Annotated in this window: 18 protein-coding genes; 11 read left to right on the top strand and 7 right to left on the bottom strand. The window is 63.5% G+C overall.

Annotation, left to right across the window (positions count from 1 at the left end; all coding sequences use genetic code 11):
• Positions 1–45: 45 nt before the first annotated feature.
• The gene (gene pyk / locus I2H31_RS14135) at positions 46–1,485 is read right to left on the bottom strand and encodes a pyruvate kinase (protein WP_196293685.1); all 1,440 of its coding nucleotides are present in this window, start codon (positions 1,483–1,485) and stop codon (positions 46–48) included.
• A 280-nt stretch (positions 1,486–1,765) separates the two neighbouring features.
• Entirely contained in the window at positions 1,766–2,194 is a 429-nt protein-coding gene (locus I2H31_RS14130; RefSeq protein WP_196293684.1) for an IPExxxVDY family protein, read from the bottom strand.
• 173 nt (positions 2,195–2,367) lie between these two features.
• On the opposite strand from I2H31_RS14130, the gene I2H31_RS14125 reads away from it, so the two are divergent.
• The 8 genes from I2H31_RS14125 to lgt all read left to right on the top strand — a co-directional run bounded on the left by I2H31_RS14125 (position 2,368) and on the right by lgt (position 10,338).
• On the top strand, positions 2,368–2,604 hold the full coding sequence (locus I2H31_RS14125) for an acyl carrier protein (protein WP_019948606.1): 237 nt from the start codon (positions 2,368–2,370) through the stop codon (positions 2,602–2,604).
• A 167-nt stretch (positions 2,605–2,771) separates the two neighbouring features.
• On the top strand, positions 2,772–4,022 hold the full coding sequence (gene fabF, locus I2H31_RS14120) for a beta-ketoacyl-ACP synthase II (protein WP_196293683.1): 1,251 nt from the start codon (positions 2,772–2,774) through the stop codon (positions 4,020–4,022).
• Between the two features lie 165 nt (positions 4,023–4,187).
• Positions 4,188–4,910 (top strand): ribonuclease III, encoded by a 723-nt coding sequence (gene rnc, locus I2H31_RS14115; protein WP_196293682.1) that lies wholly within the window; start codon positions 4,188–4,190, stop codon positions 4,908–4,910.
• A 294-nt stretch (positions 4,911–5,204) separates the two neighbouring features.
• On the top strand, positions 5,205–6,200 hold the full coding sequence (locus I2H31_RS14110) for a metallophosphoesterase (protein WP_196293681.1): 996 nt from the start codon (positions 5,205–5,207) through the stop codon (positions 6,198–6,200).
• Between the two features lie 89 nt (positions 6,201–6,289).
• Positions 6,290–8,203 carry an NAD(+) synthase gene (nadE, locus tag I2H31_RS14105; protein ID WP_196293680.1) on the top strand — a complete coding sequence of 638 codons (1,914 nt, stop codon included), beginning with the start codon at positions 6,290–6,292 and terminating at the stop codon, positions 8,201–8,203.
• 143 nt (positions 8,204–8,346) lie between these two features.
• Positions 8,347–8,982, top strand: coding sequence for an RNA polymerase sigma factor (locus I2H31_RS14100; RefSeq protein ID WP_317192229.1), 636 nt, complete (start codon positions 8,347–8,349; stop codon positions 8,980–8,982).
• On the top strand, positions 8,975–9,265 hold the full coding sequence (locus I2H31_RS14095; protein ID WP_196293679.1) for a hypothetical protein: 291 nt from the start codon (positions 8,975–8,977) through the stop codon (positions 9,263–9,265). Before I2H31_RS14100 ends, I2H31_RS14095 begins: the two co-directional genes overlap by 8 nt.
• Before the next feature lie 140 nt (positions 9,266–9,405).
• A complete protein-coding gene (lgt, locus tag I2H31_RS14090; protein WP_196293678.1) occupies positions 9,406–10,338 on the top strand; it encodes a prolipoprotein diacylglyceryl transferase in 933 nt (310 codons plus the stop codon).
• Between the two features lie 111 nt (positions 10,339–10,449).
• Here the strand turns inward: lgt and I2H31_RS14085 are convergent, their stop codons facing one another.
• Positions 10,450–11,349, bottom strand: coding sequence for a hypothetical protein (locus I2H31_RS14085; RefSeq protein WP_196293677.1), 900 nt, complete (start codon positions 11,347–11,349; stop codon positions 10,450–10,452).
• Between the two features lie 46 nt (positions 11,350–11,395).
• The gene (yidD, locus tag I2H31_RS14080) at positions 11,396–11,620 is read right to left on the bottom strand and encodes a membrane protein insertion efficiency factor YidD (protein WP_196293676.1); all 225 of its coding nucleotides are present in this window, start codon (positions 11,618–11,620) and stop codon (positions 11,396–11,398) included.
• Between the two features lie 125 nt (positions 11,621–11,745).
• Between yidD and I2H31_RS14075 the strand changes: the two genes are divergently transcribed.
• Positions 11,746–12,903 (top strand): DUF4357 domain-containing protein, encoded by a 1,158-nt coding sequence (locus tag I2H31_RS14075; RefSeq protein WP_196293675.1) that lies wholly within the window; start codon positions 11,746–11,748, stop codon positions 12,901–12,903.
• A 9-nt stretch (positions 12,904–12,912) separates the two neighbouring features.
• Here I2H31_RS14075 and I2H31_RS14070 read toward each other — a convergent pair whose 3' ends face one another.
• A complete protein-coding gene (locus I2H31_RS14070; protein WP_196293674.1) occupies positions 12,913–13,647 on the bottom strand; it encodes a M48 family metallopeptidase in 735 nt (244 codons plus the stop codon).
• A 160-nt stretch (positions 13,648–13,807) separates the two neighbouring features.
• On the opposite strand from I2H31_RS14070, the gene I2H31_RS14065 reads away from it, so the two are divergent.
• Both I2H31_RS14065 and I2H31_RS14060 read left to right on the top strand, forming a co-directional pair.
• Positions 13,808–14,683, top strand: a complete 876-nt coding sequence (locus tag I2H31_RS14065; RefSeq protein ID WP_196293673.1) for a PorV/PorQ family protein — start codon at positions 13,808–13,810, stop codon at positions 14,681–14,683.
• Between the two features lie 32 nt (positions 14,684–14,715).
• Entirely contained in the window at positions 14,716–16,848 is a 2,133-nt protein-coding gene (locus I2H31_RS14060) for a ComEA family DNA-binding protein (RefSeq protein ID WP_196293672.1), read from the top strand.
• Positions 16,849–16,865: 17 nt separating this feature from the next.
• Here I2H31_RS14060 and I2H31_RS14055 read toward each other — a convergent pair whose 3' ends face one another.
• Together I2H31_RS14055 and I2H31_RS14050 are read right to left on the bottom strand one after the other, a co-directional pair.
• Positions 16,866–17,243, bottom strand: a complete 378-nt coding sequence (locus tag I2H31_RS14055; protein WP_196293671.1) for a four helix bundle protein — start codon at positions 17,241–17,243, stop codon at positions 16,866–16,868.
• 84 nt (positions 17,244–17,327) lie between these two features.
• Complete coding sequence (locus I2H31_RS14050) at positions 17,328–19,274, bottom strand: DUF3857 domain-containing transglutaminase family protein (RefSeq protein ID WP_196293670.1); 1,947 nt, start codon at positions 19,272–19,274, stop codon at positions 17,328–17,330.
• Positions 19,275–19,283 lie beyond the last annotated feature (9 nt).

The following is a 19,283-nucleotide window of genomic DNA, read 5'->3' as shown; positions in this document are numbered from 1 at the left end:
GCTGCACGTGCAGCGGGCCCTTTTTTATTGCTTGAAGAGGCGGGTTTACGCCACGCTCACTTTCACCATGTTGGCTTTGCCCCGCTCCTGAATGGGCATCGAGCCGGTGTTGATGAACACGTCGCCGGTGGCGAGGTGGCCGGTGGTGGTGAGGACGTAGCGGAGGTCCTGAATGGTGCTGTCGGTGCTGATGAGGCGGTCGTAATAAAAGCTGCGCACGCCCCACACCAGGCTCAGGGCCGTGAGCAGGTTGCGGTTATCGGTGAAGATGAAGATGTTGGCTTTGGGACGGTACTTGGCCAGCTGAAAGGCCGTGTAGCCGTGGTGCGTCATGCCGGTAATGGCTTTCGAGCCCGTGTTCTTGGCCAGGTGGCACGATGCCGACAACACGCTGTCGGCCATGAAGTTGGGGCCGTTCGGGTCGATGGGCCACCACTTGTGAAAGAGCTGCGGGCTGCGGCTTTCCACGCTCAGGATGGTGCCCACCATCGAGCGGATGACTTCGGCCGGGTAGGCGCCCACGGCGGTTTCGGCCGAGAGCATCACGGCGTCGGCGCCGTCGAGCACGGCGTTGGCCACGTCGCTGGTTTCGGCGCGGGTGGGGCGGGGCGCCGTAATCATCGATTCCATCATCTGCGTGGCCACGATGACGGGCTTGCCGGCCGCATTGCACTTGGCAATAATCATTTTCTGGGCCATGGGCACCTCCTCCATCTTCACCTCCACGCCGAGGTCGCCGCGGGCCACCATCACGGCGTCGGTGATGGCAATGATTTCGTCGATGTTGCGCAGGCCGTCGGGCGTTTCAATTTTGGCCACCACGCGGGTAGTTTTGCCGGCGTCGGCGATGATTTTTTTGATGAAACGAATGTCGTCGGCCTTACGGGCGAAGCTCAGCGCCACCCAGTCCACGTCGTGCGCGAGGCCAAACTGCAGGTCCTCGATGTCCTTCTCGGTCATGCTCGGGGCCGATACTTCCGAGTCGGGCAGGTTGATGCCTTTGCGGGGCTTCACCAGGCCGCCATACACCACTTCCACGTCCACCTCGGTCTCGCGGTCGGTGGCCAGCACCTTCAGCTCAATCTTGCCATCGTCAATGAGAATCATGTCGCCGGCCTTCACGTCGCGCGCCAAGCCCATGTAAATGGTGCTCAGCCGCGTGGCCGTGCTGATTTCCTTTTCGCCGCACACCAGCTTCAGCTTATCACCGGCCTTGATTTCAACGCCGCCGCCTTCCACTTCGCCCAAGCGAATCTTCGGGCCCTGCAGGTCCTGCAGCAAGCCCACAGAAGTGCGCATGTCCTTGTTCAGGCGGCGCACGGTATTGATAACGCTGAGGTGGTCCTCATAGGAGCCATGCGAAAAGTTGAGCCGAAACACGTCCACGCCCTCGCGAATGAGAATGCCCAGGCGCTCGTAGGTATTAGAAGCGGGGCCCACAGTGGCCACAATTTTGGTCTTATTGAAAATGGGAGGGTTATCCATGCGAGGTGCGGAAGTGTCAGTACAAAAAAACTCCCCACCTGAAGAAGGAGGGGACAAGTTGCCTACGGTAATTTAGGGAAATTGGTAGGCGTTGAAAAATGCGAGCCCCGGTTTTCTAAAGGCCTCTGTAGAGCAAAAGTCGTTTAATTAAATCGAAATGCCTATTGCTTACGGGGCAATTGCCGTTAAGAAGTCATTATGGTTGCAAAATGGGGCTAGTTCTCCGCACGATGCCGGGAGCTATGGTCGACGAATGCGCTATTGGCTTACGCGTACTGGCTCACAGTATCAGGTTCTCCTTGTACTTAAGCGTATTCGGGTCAAACTGACACACATACTGCACCGCGTCCAGGGCCGCCAGTTGCTCCATGAGCTGCTCGTCGGCGAGGGCGCCGGTGCCGTTGGTCACGGCCAGCAGGTAGTCGTACTCCTTGATGTCGGGCGCCAAAAAAGGCTTTTTGAGCGTAGACGGCGCCACCGAGCGGTTGCGCAGCAGCCGGAACGTGAGGGCCTCGGTGGCGTGCAGGTAGTGCGTGAACACCAGCCGGCCGCGGCTGAGCAGGTTCAGCAGCAGCTCGGGTTGCTTCACCAGGCGCAGGCGCAGGGCCCGGTTCAGCGTCCAGGCCAGGGTGTAGTCGCGGGTGCTGCTCACGAGCCCAAACAGGGCAAAGTCGCACTCGTAGTCAACGTCGAGGGTGAAGGTCTTCATAAGGGCCGCAAAAAGGGCACCCGCGGGCGGGCAGGGCAAAGCTACGGCCTGTGGGGGGCGCTTGCGAGCCGCGCGGCCATAATGTTGTACCCCCAAATGAAAAGCGCGGCCGTGGGTTCATTGGGAAATCTCTCGTTACTTTGTGCCGTAGTTTTCCTTAAACCCCCACGGAAATGTCTGAAATCGCAGAAAAAGTAAAGGCCATTATTATTGATAAACTGGGCGTTGAAGCCTCCGAGGTTACCCCCGAAGCAAGCTTCACCAACGACCTGGGTGCTGACTCGCTGGATACCGTTGAGCTCATCATGGAGTTCGAAAAGGAGTTCAACGTGAGCATCCCCGACGACCAGGCCGAGAACATCGGCACCGTGGGCCAAGCCATTAGCTACCTCGAAGAGCACGCCAAGTAGTATTCCGTTTTCGCCGAAGCAACACGAGCAATTTGAGTTGTAGCCTTTACCCCGGTTCCTCGTTTCGCCTGGCGTGACACCCCTGTTCTGCGCATACCGGCCGGCTAGCCGCCGGCCGGTTTTGCTGCTTTATCCCGCTTCATCATTCGCGCCAGTGGCGCTTGCTTATGACGTCCATCCGACGGGTTGTCGTTACCGGCCTCGGGGCCATCACGCCCCTGGGCAACACCGCCCCCGCTTACTGGGAAGGCCTGCGCACGGGCACCAGCGGCGCGGCCACCATCACCCGCTTCGCCCCTGCCAAGTTCAAAACCCGCTTTGCCTGCGAGGTGAAGGGCTATCAACCCGACGACTTCTTTGACCGCAAAGAGGGCCGCAAAATGGACTTGTTCACGCAGTTCGGCGTGGTGGCTTCCGATGAGGCCATTGCCGACTCGGGCCTGCTGGAAAGCGGCGTGAACAAGGACCGCGTGGGCGTGATTTGGGGCTCCGGCATCGGTGGCCTGAAGTCCTTACAGGAAGAATGCTTCCAGTTTGAGCGGGGCGACGGCACGCCGCGCTACTCGCCCTTCTTCATCCCGCGCATGATTGCCGACTCCGCGTCGGGCAACATCAGCATCAAAAACGGCTTCCGGGGCCCGAATTTCGTGACCACGTCGGCCTGCGCCTCGTCGAACGACTCCATCATCGCGGCCTTCAATAACATCCGCCTCGGCCTGGCCGACGTGATGATTACCGGCGGCTCCGAAGCGGCCATCACCGAATCGGGTGTGGGCGGCTTCAATGCCCTCAAGGCCATGAGCGAGCGGAACGACGACCCGGCTTCGGCCTCGCGGCCCTACGACAAGGACCGCGACGGCTTCGTGCTGGGCGAAGGCGCCGGCGCGCTGGTGCTCGAAGAGTACGAGCACGCCAAGGCCCGCGGCGCCAAGATGTACGCCGAACTCATCGGTGGCGGCATGTCGTCGGACGCCTACCACATCACGGCGCCCGACCCTACGGGCAGCGGCGTGGTGCTGGTGATGCAAAACGCCCTGCGCGACGCCGGCATTTCGGCCGCGGAGGTGGACTACATCAACACCCACGGCACGAGCACGCCGCTGGGCGACGGCGCCGAAATCAAAGCCATTGAGCAGGTGTTTGGCGAGCACGCCGAAAAGCTGAACATTTCCTCCACCAAGAGCATGACCGGCCACTTGCTGGGCGGCGCTGGTGGCGTGGAAGCGGTGGCTTGCCTGCTGGCCATGCAGCACGGCATGGTGCCGCCCACCATCAACCTGCACACGCCCGACCCGGAAATTAATCAGGCGCTGAACTTCACGCCGAATACGGCGCAGGCGCGCGACGTGCGCGTGGCCATGAGCAACACCTTCGGGTTTGGCGGGCACAACACGTCGGTGATTTTCCGCAAGTTGTAGGCGTATTTCACGTCGATAGATACACAGCCCGTCATGCAGAGCGCAGCGAAGCATCTTTACCGCGCAAGTAATTCATTTTACTATTGCGGTAAAGATGCTTCGCTGCGCTCTGCATGACGGGCTTTTTTGCTGCTTCTTTTCTGCCGAAATCTAAATTCCTTTCCCTTGCTCGGCTTCGTTTCCCGCTTTTTTGCTTCCGATAAGTCTTTCCGGCAGGCTGTGGCGACCGTCACGGGGCAGACGCCTAAGAATGCCCAACTGTACCGGCTGGCGTTTACGCACTCCTCGGCGGTGCGGCAGCAGCCGGCCATCGGGCGCCACCAAACCAACGAGCGACTGGAGTTTCTTGGCGATGCCGTGCTGGGCACGGTGGTGGCCGAGTACCTGTTCAAAAAGTACCCCTACGAGCAGGAGGGCTTCCTCACGGAGGTGCGCTCCCGCATCGTGAACCGCGAGAGCCTGAACAACATTGCCCTCAAGCTGGGCCTTGACAAGCTGGTGCAGTTGGACGCCGCACAGGGCCGCGCCGCCCGCTCGCGCTCCGTGAATGGCAACGCCCTGGAGGCCCTGGTGGGGGCAGTGTACCTCGATTTGGGCTACAAAGCAGCCAGAAAATTCATTTTGACCCGTCTGGTGAAAGGCTTCGTGGACGTGCACACGCTCACCACCACCACGGCTAATTTCAAGAGCAAGCTGGTGGAATGGGCGCAGCGCCAGGGCAAAACCGTGCGCTACGACATCACCGGCGAAGCCCGGCCCGGCGGCATGATGGAATTCACGGCCAACGTGGTGCTGGATGAGGAAGTCATTGCCACCGGCATGGGCCTGAGCAAAAAGCAGGCGGAGCAGCTGGCCGCCGAGCGCGCGCTGACGGAGCTGGGCGTTTAAACGGCAAGGCGTTTTTGTTGGAAACGGAGTTGCGAGGGTCACTGGTAAGAGTATATTTGCAGCTGTATTAGTGTAATAATACACTGTGCAATTACTTGCTTAAAGCAGATGCGGGGGACGTTGAATTTTAAAAAACCATTACTGGGCGCTTTGCTAGTGGTGGTGGCGTATGTGGCGGGTGGGGTTGGGCTTATTGCCTGCGGGATTATCGACAAGCTGTATTTAGCGCCTGGGTGGTCCATTAAAGGACCGAACGCGAAGAAAGATAAGTCCGGCTTTGCGGCCGATGGGCCAGTGGTTTTTTATCACCACGGCTCACTGGTAAGCAAGCGCATCGCGCCCGTCCACGGGAACCTGCTGGTGGTAGTTGACACGCTGCGGCCCGCGGACACGCTGACCTGCTTCGTGGCCGAAACGAAGCAGGAGTTTCGGGTGCCGTTGCACAGCGTGGGCGCTGTGCCGGACGCGGTGTACCCCGTGGCAGAGAAGCTGGTGGCGATTTCGGACATTGAAGGCAACTTCAAGGGCTTGCAACAACTGCTGCGGGGCGCAGGGGTGGTGAACGAGCGGCTGGCGTGGCAGTTTGGCCGGGGGCACTTGGTGCTGGTGGGTGATTTTTTTGACCGGGGCCTGAACGTGACGGAGTGCCTTTGGCTGCTGTATAAGCTGGAACAGGAAGCAGAGCGGGCGGGTGGCCGGGTGCATTTCATCATGGGCAACCACGAGCGCATGAACCTGACCGGCCACTTGCGCTACCTACGGCGCAAATACCGGGTGAGCGCCGACACGCTGAAAGTGCCCTATCAGAACTGGTACGACCGTAACGCGCTGCTGGGCCAATGGCTGCGTACCAAAAATGTAGTGGAACGCATTGGCCCGACCTTGTTTGTGCACGGCGGCATCAGCCCGGGCCTGGCCGCGCGGGCCCTGCCCCTGGAGCGCCTCAACGAACTGGCCCGCAAAAGCCTCGACACGCCGCTGAGCCAGCTAACGCCGCTGGAAAAGCAGGTGACGCAGCATCCCGAAAGCCCGGATTGGTACCGGGGCCTGGTGCTGGAGGAGCCCACGGAAGCCCAGGTTGCCACGGTGCTAACCGCGTATGCGGCCACCGCCATGGTGGTGGGCCATACGCCCGTGGAACGCCCCCGCATGCTGTACCACGGGAAAATTGTAGCCATTGATTCGCCCCACCAGCAGCGCACGGATGCTGGCGAACCGTTGGAAGCTTTGGGGATGGAAAACGGCAGTATGCACCTGATAGACAGCAAAGGCCGGAAAAGCGCGCTGTAGCTGGCGCCGTTTTGGGTGGCCGGAGGTGAGCCGTTGGTAACCCAATAGCGCAAAAAGGAGTTGATTTGTGTCCACTTCACGCCGAACCCATGCGCATTGCCGGAGCCGCCCTCAACCAGATTCCCATTGACTGGGAAAACAACCTTCGCAACATCAAAACGGCCATTGAGCTGGCGAAAGAAAGCGGCGTGCAGCTGCTGTGCCTGCCCGAGCTGTGCCTGACCGGCTACGCCTGCGAAGACCTGTTTTTGAGCGACTGGATGCCCGAGGCGGCGCTGACGCACCTGCAGCAGGTGCGCCCCTGGACCGAGGGCATTTGCGTGGTGGTGGGCCTGCCGGTGCGCCTCAACCACCGCACGTACAACACGGCCGCGGTGCTGCGCGATGGCCAGATTCTGGGCTTGGCGGCCAAGCAGTTTCTGGCCAACGACGGGGTGCACTATGAGACGCGCTTCTTCGTGCCCTGGCTGGCCGGTGAGCAAACAACCGTGAGCTGCGACGGCGAAACCTGGCCGCTGGGCGACCTCACGTTTGAGCACGAGGGCGTGCGTTTTGGCTTTGAAATTTGTGAGGACGCCTGGCGGCCCGACAACGTGCGGCCCGCCTGCCGGCTCATGGGCAAGGTCGATTTGATAGTGAACCCTTCGGCCAGCCACTTTGCGATGAGCAAAACCGACGTGCGCTACCAGCTGGTGATGAAGGCCTCGCGCACGTTCAACTGCACGTATCTGTACGCCAACCTGCTGGGCAACGAGGCCGGCCGCATCATCTTCGACGGCGAAATTCTGGTGGCGCGCAAGGGCCACCTGCTGAAGCGCAATCAGTTGCTAAGCTTCAAGGAAGTGGATTTGGAATGGGTGGACGTGAACTTTGCCGAAGACGTGCCGGCGGCCGAAGAAATTGTGCCCCTGCCCACGCCCGATGAGTATAAAGAGCTCAACCAGGCCATGAGCCTGGCCTTGTTCGACTACCTGCGTAAGGCGCGCAGCCGCGGCTTTGTGCTGAGTTTGAGCGGCGGGGCCGACTCCTGCTTCTGCGCCGTGGGCGTGGCCGAAATGGTGCGGCTGGGCGTGGAAGAACTGGGGCTGGAGGAGTTCAAGCGACGCAGCGGCTGCTTCCCGGCCGCGACCGAAACCGTGAAGCAGGAAGGAGCCGGCGGCAAAGCGGCGCAGGTGGTGGAAACCCCAGCGCCAGCAACTGCCCTCAACGACAACCAGCAGCTGGTGCAACAGCTGCTGACCTGCGCCTACCAGGGCACCGTCAATTCCTCCGACGATACCTTCAATTCCGCGAAAGAGTTGGCCGACAGCCTGGGGGCGCGCTTCCACAGCTGGACAATTGACGACGAGGTGACCGGCTACGTGGGCAAAATCCAGGGCGCGCTGGGCCGGGAACTGACGTGGCAAACCGACGACCTGGCCCTGCAAAACATTCAGGCGCGGGTGCGGGCCCCGGCCATCTGGCTGCTGGCCAACGTGCAGAACTGCCTGCTCATCACCACGTCCAACCGCTCCGAAGCCAGCGTGGGCTACTGCACCATGGACGGCGACACGGCCGGCAGCATCTCGCCCATTGCGGGCGTCGACAAGGACTTCGTGAAAAAATGGCTGCGCTGGGCCGAAACCGAGCTGGGCTACACGGCCCTGCGCCACGTGAACGCCCTGCAGCCCACCGCCGAGCTGCGCCCGCTGGAAGAAAAGCAGACCGACGAGCGCGACCTCATGCCCTACGCCCTGCTCAACCGCATCGAGCGGCTGGCGTTCTACGACCGGCTCAGCCCCCGGCAGGTGCTGGCCATGCTGGAAGGCGAGGGCACGGGCTTCGACGAAGAGCAACTAAAAACCTACGTGCGCCGCTTCTACAACCTCTGGAGCCGCAACCAATGGAAACGTGAGCGCTACGCCCCCAGCTTCCACCTCGACGACTACAACGTGGACCCGCGCTCCTGGCTGCGCTTCCCCATCCTCAGCGGCGGTTTTGCCGAAGAGCTGGCCGGACTGTAAGCCCGCGTTTTGGGACGGTGTGGCCTTGAAAAATAAAAAATCGGAAGCTGCGCGCAAGTTTGTTGGGCAACTGGGGCCTAAGGTGCTGTAGCCCGGTTAATCCGACGCCGGGACGACTTTTACGGACCTCTCAACTTCTTTTTGTGGCTTACGCTCTTCCGCTGCTGCTGGCCGATGACCCGCCGACTTTGGCCCCTGACCCAGCTGCCGAAGTCGAGGCTGAGCTGGTGGCGCAGCTGCAGCTGGGAAACGAGGCCGCCTTTCGGACGTTGGTGGAGCGGTACCAGGACCGCATCTACCGGCTGACGCTTTCGCTGCTGCGCTCCCCGGAGGAAGCCGAGGACGTGGCCCAGGAAGTATTCGTGGAGGTGTACCAGACCATTGGCCGTTTTCGGGGCGAGGCGGCTTTGAGCACCTGGCTGTACCGCTTGGCCACGTCGCGGGCCTTGAAAAACCTTAGGCGGGCCCGGGCCAAAAAGCGTTTTGCCTACTTCACCAGCTTGCTGGGTTTTGGCAACGACGTGCTGCACGAAGTGCCCCACCACGCCCACCCCCTGGCGCTGCTCGAAGGCCAGCAGCAGCTGGGGCTGTTGCTGCACCACATTGCCCGGCTGCCCGAGCCGCAGCAGGTCGCCTTCACGCTGCGCCACGAGCAGGAGCTGCGCTACGAGGAAATTGCGGCCGTGCTCAACACGACCGTGCCCGCTGTGGAATCACTGCTGTTCCGCGCCCGCAAAACCCTTCGCAAACACCTGCAACCCCACTTTCGCCATGTCTGATTCCACGGTTCGCTCCGAGGCCGACGAGGCCTGGGACGACTTGCTGCGCCAGCTGCGCAGCCAGCCCAAGGCCCGGCCCCGACCCTTTTTCTACGGCCGGGTGCATGCCCGTCTCACGGCCCCGGCGGCCCGGCCAACGCTGCTCGCCTGGCTGCGCCGGCCCGCCTATGCGGCCCTGCTGGCGGCGCTGGTGCTGAGCCTGAGCGGCGATGGCTCGGGGCTGCGTCCGGACGCCGCCGTCACTGCGCGCGGAGCGGCTTCCGACTACCCGCCGCCGCGCTAACCCCCGGGCGCACATTTTCCGGCCCAACGGCTGCCGGCCGGGCTTGCCCCCACTGCCTTGCTAAAAGCCCGGCGGCGTTCGCAGGACTGCGAGCCCGACCGGCGGAGTACCTTTGAACCCATCTTTCATTCTTGCCACGCATGCTGCCTTTTCTCGCCGCCATCACCTGGAACGTCGACCCCATCATTCATTCCTTCGGGCCCTGGACCGTGTTTGGCCACGAGCTGGGCCCGATAGTGCTGCGCTGGTACGGGCTGTTTTTCATGCTGCCCTTTGTGCTGGGCACGTTCATTCTCACGCACATCTACCGCTCCGAGCGGGTATCGCCGCAATGGGTTGACGTGATTACGATTTACATGCTGATTGGCACCATCGTGGGCGCGCGGCTGGGGCACGTCTTGTTTTATGAGCCCGAAATTCTCAAGGAGCAGGGGTTTTTGGAGCTGTTCAAGGTATGGCACGGCGGGCTGGCCAGTCACGGCGCTACCATCGGCATCTTGCTGGCCTGCTGGCTGTTTGCGCGCAAAAATAAGTTCGATTACCTGTGGGTGCTCGACCGCATTGTGATTGTGGTGGCGCTGGGCGGCGCCTGCATTCGGACCGGCAACTTGATGAACTCGGAAATCGTGGGCCGGCCCACGGACGTGCCGTGGGCGTTCATTTTCCCGCGCGACACCGAGCACCTCATTGCGGGCACCGCCGTGCCGCGCCACCCCACCCAGATTTACGAGGCGCTGTTCTGCATTTTTCTACTCGTGCTGCTCTACTCCATGTGGAACCGCACCAAGGACCGCACGCCGCGTGGGCAACTGTTCGGCCTGTTTGTGGTGCTGCTGTTTATCCAGCGGTTTTTGGGCGAATTTCTGAAAGAAAACCAGGTGGCCTTCGAAAACGGCAATTTGCTGAACCAGGGACAGAAGCTCAGCATTCCGCTCATCCTCATTGGCATCTGGGTGCTGTGGCGGGCCGGCAAAGACCCGAAGAACCCCTACGGCTACGCCCCGCGCGACCTGGGCAAGGAAGGCGACCCGCAGCCGCTGCCCGACGCCAGCGCTGCTTCGTCACGCCCGTAAAACGGCCCGGCTTTGCTTCGCACAAGGGCATTCAAAGCAAAAGCGGGGGCGCAAGGTTTGATTCAATAGCAACCTTGCGCCCCCGCTTTTGCTTTCTAAAAATGGACGCGCCTACGGCAACGTAAACTCAAACAGCCCGCCTTGCTCGGTGCTGATGAGCAAAGTGTTGTCGTCTTTGAACACGGCGCCTTCGGTTTGGCCGGCGCCGGTGAGGGCCACCTGGCGGGGCGGGGCCTTGAGGATGTCGGCCCAGGAGTTGCCGTCGAGAATAAACAGCTCGCCGCGGGCCAGCAGCACCAGCCGGCGGCCGTCGGCGCGCAGGGCGGCGTCGGTCACCTGGCCGGGGATGGCCAGGGAGGTGACCTTTTTGGCCGTGTAGTCGCCGGGCTGGTCGGGCACGGTGTAGACGTTGCTGGTGCTGGACTGGCCCCGGTCTTTGGTGAAAAGCCACACCTGGCCGTCGTGCCAGAGGCTGGCTTCGCAGTCGAAGTTGCGTTGCTTTTTCTTGGGCGGAAACTCGTTCTGGTCGGGGTAGCGGAAGGCAATGGTGCCCGCCTGCGCCGGCGCGTCGGGCCGGAACTTGTAGATGCTCAGGTCGCGGCGCGTGCTCTCGTTGTTGCCGCAGTTGCCGATGTAGTAGTTGCCCTGGCCGTCGCGGCTCAGGCTTTCCCAGTCGTTGTTGTCGGCGGGCACGTCGAGGCGGCGCACCAGCTCGCCGGTCCCCGTGATTTCGTAGAGAATGGGGCGGTTGCCGTCGTCGCCGAAGCTGTAGTAATTGCCGGCGGTGGGGGCCGGGGCCAGCCCCGAGCTTTCGGGCACCACGCCTTTCAGCGAGCCAATTTTGCGCAGGCCGGGGACTTCGGAGGCCGCGTTTTTGTCTTTGCGGCGGTCGCCGCCTTTGGGCAGACCGGTTTCGGCTTTGGTTTTGCCAGCTTTTTCAGATTGGGCCTGTGAGCACGAAGCGGTAAGCAGAAGGGCCAGCGGGGCCAGCAGGAGGGAAGCAAAACGCATCAAATGGAATTCAAACGGTGAACTCCTCCTATACGCAGGCCCGGGGCTAGGGTACGGGGTCGTAGCCGTAGCCGCCCCAGGGGTGGCAGCTGGCAATGCGCCGCAGGGCCAGGCGCCCGCCCCGCCAGGGCCCGTACTTCGTGATGGCCTCGGCCGCGTAGGCCGAGCAGGTGGGCGTGTAGCGGCAGCTCGCGGGCGTGAGCGGCGAAATGAAGTGGCGGTAAAACCATACCAAACCCAGGAAAAGCGCGCGGAAAAGCCGGGACAGCATGAGGCAAAGGTACGGGCGGGAACGGGGCCGCCCGGGCGCAACAGGCAGCCCGCCGCCACCGGCATGGTGCAAAAGCGCAGCGGTGCGTTTTCTTTACCCGGAAATAACCGCCGAACTACCGCATAATGCACGAACTACTAGCCGACATCCGCCAGCGCCTGGCCAACAAGGAATACCACAACGAGGAGCACGTGCGGCTGTCGCTGGTGGCGCGGGTGGTGCAGGCGCTGGGCTGGGACATCTGGAACCCCACGGAAGTCTACACCGAATTCAAAGCCACCAAAAAGGAGGACAACACCCGCGTGGACGTGGCCTTGTTCACCCACGATTTTGAAGGCACGGCCGTTTTCATCGAATGCAAAGCCGTGGGGGCTTTCGCCGCTGATTTGGCAGCGGTGGAAAAGCAGCTGCGCGACTACAACCGCGACCACACCGCCCTGTTCACAGTCATCACCGACGGGCGGCACTGGCGGTTCTACTTCTCCTTCACCAGCGGCGAGTTCAAGGACAAGCTGTTTTGCAAGTTCGATGTGCAGCAGGACGGGCTGGAAGAGGTAGCGGGCTATCTGGAAACGTTCCTGCACCGCGACAACATCCTGAACCACACGGCCCGCCACAAGGCCGAAGCGTATTTGATGCTGGGCAAGAAGGAGCGGGCCATGCAGGACGTGCTGCCCGATGCCCAGAAGCTGGTGTCGCTGCCGCCGTTTCCGTCGTTGCCTCAGGCCATGGTGCAGCTGCTGGCCGCCAAAGTTCTAACCATCACCCCGGCCGAGGCGCAGGCGTTTTTGATGGGTGGTACGATGATGCCCGGAACTGGCGCGGGCCCCGAATTGCCGGCGGGCGGGCCAGCGAAGACAACAGCCAAACCGGTTGCCGTAGCCAAACTGGCCTCCTCGCCAAATCAGGTTCCGCCGGCTGCGGCTGCGGCCCCGGCGCTGCGGGCCGCGGCGGCTTCGGTAGAATTTGTGCTGGTGCTGAACCGGCTGGGCATCCGGGCCACGGCCGACTGGGACCCCGCCACCCGGCAGCTGCGGGTGCGGGCCGGCTCTACGGCCATGCCGGAAGACCGTGGAAGCATAGGCTTGGCCAGCGCCGCACTGCGCAAAAGGCTGTTGCAACAGCAGATTCTGGTGCGGCACGTCGACCGGTTGGAATTTCAGCAGGACTATTTATTCGGAAGCATCAAGCAAGCTGCCGAAGTCGTCTGCGGGTATTCGGTGAATGGCAAGCAGGCCTGGCGCGATGCCGCAGACAAGCCGCTTGCTGATTACCTGAATTAGTCAGTCGCCCTACTTCGGTAGCGCATTCAGCTCGGCTTTCCAGTGCTCCCAGTCGGGCAGCAGGCGGGTTTGCAGGTCGTAGAAGGCCTTGGAATGGTCGCCCACCAGCAGGTGGCAGCACTCGTGCAGCAGCACGTAGTCGAGGCACTCGGGGCGGGCCCGCACCAGCTCCGGCGAGAGGCGAATGCGGGCCGTGCGCGGCGTGCAGCTGCCCCAGCGCGTGCGCATCTGGCGCACCGCAAGGGTGGGGCGGGTGAGGTTGAACTCGGCAAAGCGCGGCCATACCCGGGCCAGCGACTCGGCGAAGAGCGGCCCGGCCTGGCGGGCGTACCAGGCGTGCAGCAAGGCTTCGGTTTGGGCGGCGGTTAGCGGGGCAGGCGCGGCGATAAGCAGCTCGTCGGCTTGCAGCGTGATGCGGGGCTTGGCTGCTTCCGCGAAGCGCAAGGCGTAGGGCCGGCCCTGGTAAAAATGCGAGCTGCCGGCCTCGTAGCGGCGGCTGGGCACGGGCGCCGGGCGGCTGGCAAACGCCTCCTGGTGCTTGAGAATCCAGTCGGCTTTTTTGAGCACCTGCTGGGCCACCCACTCGGGCGAAGTACCGGCGGGCGCGCTGATGTGCACGCTGCCGTCGGGCCGCACGGCGAAGCCTATGGTGCGCCGGGAGCGAAAAACCAGGGTGTAGTGGAGGGGGTGGTTGCGGTAAAGAAGCGTTTCGCGGCGCGGCGCGGCAGAGAAGGGGCGGGGCATAAGGCGGCAAGTTCGGCAGGGCGCCGGATTGCATAACCGGTTAGGGGCCGAAAATAATTTCGAAAGCTAGCCCCGCCAATTGGCGGCAAGGTGCTACCTTCCCGTCATGCAACACTGTTTACCCCGTTATCTTTCAATTATTGGGTTCTTTTCGCTGTCTTTGGCCGGGCACTCCGCGGCGGCGCAGGGCAACGGGCCCGGCGTGCGCGGGGCCCGCGCGGCCGGCCTCAGCAACGCCTCGGTGGCCCTGTCGGGCGAGGTGTGGAGCATGGGCAACAACGTGGCCGGCATCAGCGAAATCCAGCAGCCCACGGTGGGCTTTTACGCCGAAAACCGCTATTTCAGCGCGGCCCTGAACGTGGGCGCGCTCACGGTGGCCCTGCCGCTAGGCCGGCAGCCCAGCGCCGCCCCGCCCGCCGACGGCACGGCCGCGCCCCAGGTGGTGGCCCCGGCCGCGCGCACCTGGGCCCGGCACGGCGTGGTGGCGTTTGAGGCGCAGCGCTTCGGCGGCACGCTCTACAACGAAACCCGCGCGGGCGTGGGCTACGGCTACCGCTTCGGCCAAATCAGCCTGGGCGCCCGCGTCGACATGCTGCAGGTGAGCATCGAGGGGCTGGGCAGCCGGCGGGTGGCGCTGGGCACGCTGGGCGGCCAGATTGAGATTCTGCCCAACCGCCTCACGTTCGGGGCTTCGCTCTATAACCTCAGCCAAACCAAGCTGGCCAGCTACCAGGACGAGCGGGTGCCCACCGTGCTCAAAGCCGGCCTGGCCTACCGCCCCAACGCCCAGGTGACGCTGCTGGTGGAAACCGAGAAAGACGTGGAGCGCGACGCCAATTTCAAGGCCGGCCTGGAGTACCGGCCGGTGCCGGTGCTGGCGGCCCGCCTGGGCCTGGCCACCCTCACCGAGCAGGCCAGCGCGGGCATCGGCGTGGCGGCCGGGGCGTTTCAGATTGACTACGCGGCGGCATTTCAGCAGGCGCTGGGTTTCAGCCAGCACCTGAGCGTGAGCAAATCGTGGGGCGGAAGGCAATGAGAAAACATCTACGCTTCACCGCTTCGGGAAAAATGCGAAACGGGCTGGCCGGCCTGGTGGTTGGCAGCGCCTTGCTGCTGGCGCACTCCGCGCACGCGCAGGATTACGTGCGCCGCCCGCCCGATTTGGACCGGCTCACGCAGGAGCTGTTTGCCGAAATTCAGTCGGACGAGGTGCCGTACGAGGACCTCTACGAAACGCTGCTGCAATACTACCAGACGCCCATCAACCTCAACACGGCCACCCGCGAAGACCTGCGCGGCCTGCTGCTGCTCAACGAAAACCAGATAACCACGCTGCTGCGCCACCGCGAGGTGAATGGTGACTTGATAAGCGTGTATGAGCTGCAAAGCATTGAGGGCTACGACCTGCGCACCATCGGCCGCATCCTGCCCTTCGTGAGCGTGCTCAGCAGCAACGCCAATTCCAGCCGCGGCACGCTGTGGCAGCGCATCGCCAAGGAAGACAACAACGCCCTCTACCTGCGCTACGAGCGGGTGCTGCAGCAGCGCCAGGGCTACACCCCGCCCACGCTCTACCAGGGCAAGGAAACGACGCGCTACCTCGGCTCGCCCGATAAGATGCTCATTCGCTACCGCGTGAGCCACACCAAGGACTTCAGCCTGGGCTTTTCGATGGAAAAGGACGCCGGCGAGCAGCTGGTGTGGAACCCGAAGAACGGGCAGTTTGGGGCCGATTACGTGTCGGCGCACTTCGTGATTCAGGAACGCGGCCGGCTGAAAACCCTGGCGCTGGGCGACTACCAGCTGCAGTTCGGGCAGGGGTTGCTGCTGTCGTCGGGGCTAGGCGTGGGCAAGGGTGCCGAGACGATTACCACGCTGCGGCGCTCGTCGCTGGGCGTGCGGGCGTACTCGTCGCTGCTCGAAAACACGTTTTTCCGGGGCGGGGCGGCCACCGTGCAGGTGGCGCCCACGGTGCAGGCCACGGCGTTTGTGTCGCACAAGAACGTGGACGCCAACCTGCAGCAGAGCCTCGATTCGCTGGCGCAGTACGACGAGTTTACCTCGGGGCTGCTCTACACGGGCTTCCACCGCACGGCTTCGGAACTGGCCAACCGGCACCAGCTGCAGGAAACCGTGGGCGGCGGCAACGTGGGCTACACCAGCCGCAACGGCAACCTGGCCATCGGGGCCACGGGCGTGTTCACGCACTACGGCACGGCCATCCTCAAGCGCCCCGAAGTGTACAACCGCTTCGAGTTCAGCGGCAAGGAAAACCTGGCCCTGAGCGTCAACTACAGCTACGTGTACCGCAACTTCCTGCTGTTTGGCGAAACGGCGCGCAGCACCGGCGGCGGCCTGGGCACCGTGAACGGCCTGCTGGCCAGCCTCGGCTCCAGCGTGGACGCGGCCCTGCTGGTGCGGCACTACGACCCGAATTTTCACACCCTCTACGGCAACGCCTTCAGCGAAAACACCCGCAACATCAACGAAACCGGCGTCTACATCGGCCTGAAAGTGCGGCCCATTGCCCAGTGGGAAATCTCGGCCTACTACGACCAGTACCGCTTCCCGTGGCTGCGCTACCGGGCCAGCGCCCCCACCGACGGCCACGACGCCCTGGTGCGCGTGGCCTACTCGCCCACCAAAACCAGCCTGCTCTACGTGCAGGCCCGCCAGCGCCTCAAGCCCCGCGACCTGGCCACCGCCGACCTCCTCAACCTGGACCCGAGCCGCGTGCTGCCGCTGCCCGGCGAGCAGCTGCGCCAAAGCCTGCTGGTGTACTACAACACCGACATCAGCACGGCGCTGAGCCTGCGCACCCGCCTGCAAACCTCGCGCCTGCGCGACGACACCAACCTGGCTTGGCGCAGCGGCTACGCCCTGGCCCAGGACGCGAGCTACCAGCTCAACCGCTACCTCAAGCTCACGGCCCGCTACTCGCTCTTCGACGCCGACGACTATGACACCCGCCAGTACGTGTATGAGCAGGACGTGCTGCTGGCCGTGTCGGTGCCCGCGCTCTACGGCCAGGGCACGCGCATGTACGGCATCGCCGAAATCCGCCTCAACCGCGCCATGACCTTGTGGCTGCGCTACGCTGAAACCCGCTACCGCCACCAGAACGTCATCGGCAGCGGCCTGGAAAGCATCCAGGGCTCGCTGCGCAACGAGGTGAAGGCCCAGCTGCGGGTGAAGTTTTAGGGGTTAGGTCTTCGGTTTTAGGCGTTGGGTTTTAGGGAGGTAGTACGGCGGTAGGTTATCAGGTTATTGAGCATCCGCATGCCATCGGCTAATAATTGAAGAAGCTCATTGGCTTCCTGCTCAGATAGCAGGTGCCGCTTCTGAGCGCGTTTCACCCATAGGCAGGTTTCTCGGGCAGACCCACGCGCAATGATAAAAAAGTGTAGGGCGTCGGCTTTGCTATACCGGCCATCTCCTTCCACTAAATTGGCCCCAACGCTGTCGGCAGAGCGAATGACTTGTTTGCCAATCGTGTCCTGCGCTAATGGCCGCCACTTCTGCACCATGTTCCAAATGCGGCCTGTCGCTTCCTCAAAGCGGGCAAAGACCACCAATTCTTCTATTGGTTGATGCATGTTGCACAGAAATTATTATACCCAATACCCAATACCCAATACCCAATACCCAATACCCAATACCCAATACCCAATACCCTTATTTTAACTCTCCGTTTTCAGCAAAACCACCTGCGCTTTATCCGCTACGCTGATTTTGCGACGGAAATCGAGGTAGCCGGTGTAAGCCGAAGCCGGCAGCTGCCCGCGTTTCAGCTCCAGGCGGCGGATGTACTGCACGCTGCCGTCGGGTAGGTTCTGGTACTGGCTGGAGTAGCTGCCGTAGGCCGTGCTGAGCTGCACCGGGGCGGGCAGGGTTTCGGGCCGGAAGCCGGCGGGCAGGTGCAGGCGCACGGTGTCGGCGTGCAGGTAGGCGTCGGAAAGCCACACGGGGGTGTGGCGCTCGCCCACCTGGGCCGGCAGCGCGGGCAGGCGGCTCAGCAGGTTGGCGTTGACGAACACGCGCTTGCCGCTGGGCATGGCAAAGCCCGGCAGGGCCAGCCCCAGCGTTTCCACGATGGCGGGCGCGGCCTTGGCGGGTGCGGCGGCCAGGGTGAACTTGGTGAGGGTGAAGGTAGGCAGCTTGAGGCGGTCGGTCACGTATTTGCGCTGCTCCACGGGCCCGAGCTGGTGCAGCAGCTGGGCGTACAGGTCCTGTTCCTGGCCAGTGCGCAGGGTGCGGGCCGTGGCCGTGGCGCCGCCCACCGCGTCCAGGGTCAGGTCGATGCGGCGGGTCTGGCGGTTTTCGGCGGCGCCGTAGCGGGGCGTGGCCACCAGCTTGCCGCCCTCGGGCGTCACGAGCAGCGCGTGGCGGTTGCCCGTGAAGCTGCCCATGTAGCCGAAGGCCTCGGTCTGGCTGGTGCACTCCAGCCACAGCGTGTCGGGGCGGCCGGCCGGGGCCATCGGCACGCACACAATGGCGTGGTTGAACTGCGAGCTGGGGAAGTCGGCGCGCAGGTCGGGCCGGTCGTCGCCGGCGCCCACCAGGGCCACGTAGGCGGGCACGCCGGCGGCGGCCAGCAGGGCCATGGTGTAGTTGCTCAGGGCTTTGCAGTCGCCGTAGCCGTTGCTGGCCACCGAGCTGGCCGGGAAGGTTTGCCAGCCGCCCAGGCCCAGCTGCACCGAAATGTAGCGCGTGCTGCCCTGCAGCATTTCGTAGATGCGCTGCGCTTTGGTGCGGGCGTCGGGGGCGTCTTTCACCAAAGCCTGCACCTTGGCCACGGTGGCGGGCGGCAGCTGGTCGCGGCCGGCGTTCAGGGCGTAGCTCCACTGCCCCAGGCCTTTCCACGACGCCGCCGTGCCCTTGTGGCCCTGCACCTCAAAGTCGCCGGGGGCCAGCACCACGGCCGGCGTGGTGTAGGCCAGGGGCGGGGCGGCCGTTTCTTCTTCCACCGCCGGCAGCGCGCTCAGCTGCCACTCGTAGGTTTCGCGGCCGCCGTCGGCGGTGTGCGCCACGGCGGCGCCTTTGGGCCACTGCCGCTCCTGGTAGCGCAGGGGCAGCTCGGTGGGCGTGGTCACCTTAAACGTGGCGTCTTGCACGGCCAGGCCTTCTTCTTCCTGGGGCTGCCAGCCGGGGTAAAACAGGGCGTTGTCCGACACCACTTCGTAGTCGAACTCCACCGTGTAGGGCACCTGGGGCTGGCGCAGGTCGGCGTAGCGCACGCGCACGTCGGTCATGAAGCTGCCGCCGGCGTCGCCCACCCCCTGGTCGTGGATTTCGGCCGGCCGCAGCTGGTGCAGCAGGCGGCCGTTTTCGTCGTACACGGCGCCGCGCAGGTAAGCCAGCGAGTTGAGGGCGTCGTAGCTCACCGTGTGGCGGCCAAAGTCGTCGCCGGCCGCGTCGAGCACCGTGATGACGCGGTGCACGGTGTGCACCAGGCGGCCGGCGCTTTTCACGGTCACCACCTCGTTGTCGGCGCGCAGCACGGCGTGGGCGCCTTCGCGCAGCGCGGCCGGAATGTCGGCCACCGCGTACTTGGGCGCCGGCGCGGCCGGGCGCAGCAAAAAGCCGCTCAGCGGCAGCGCCGCCAACAGGGAGAGTAATGCTTTCACAGAGAGCAA

This window comes from Hymenobacter ruricola, from assembly GCF_015694525.1.
Classification (GTDB): domain Bacteria; phylum Bacteroidota; class Bacteroidia; order Cytophagales; family Hymenobacteraceae; genus Hymenobacter; species Hymenobacter ruricola.
Note: the sequence above shows the minus strand (reverse complement) of the source record. Positions and strands in the feature narration are given on the sequence as shown.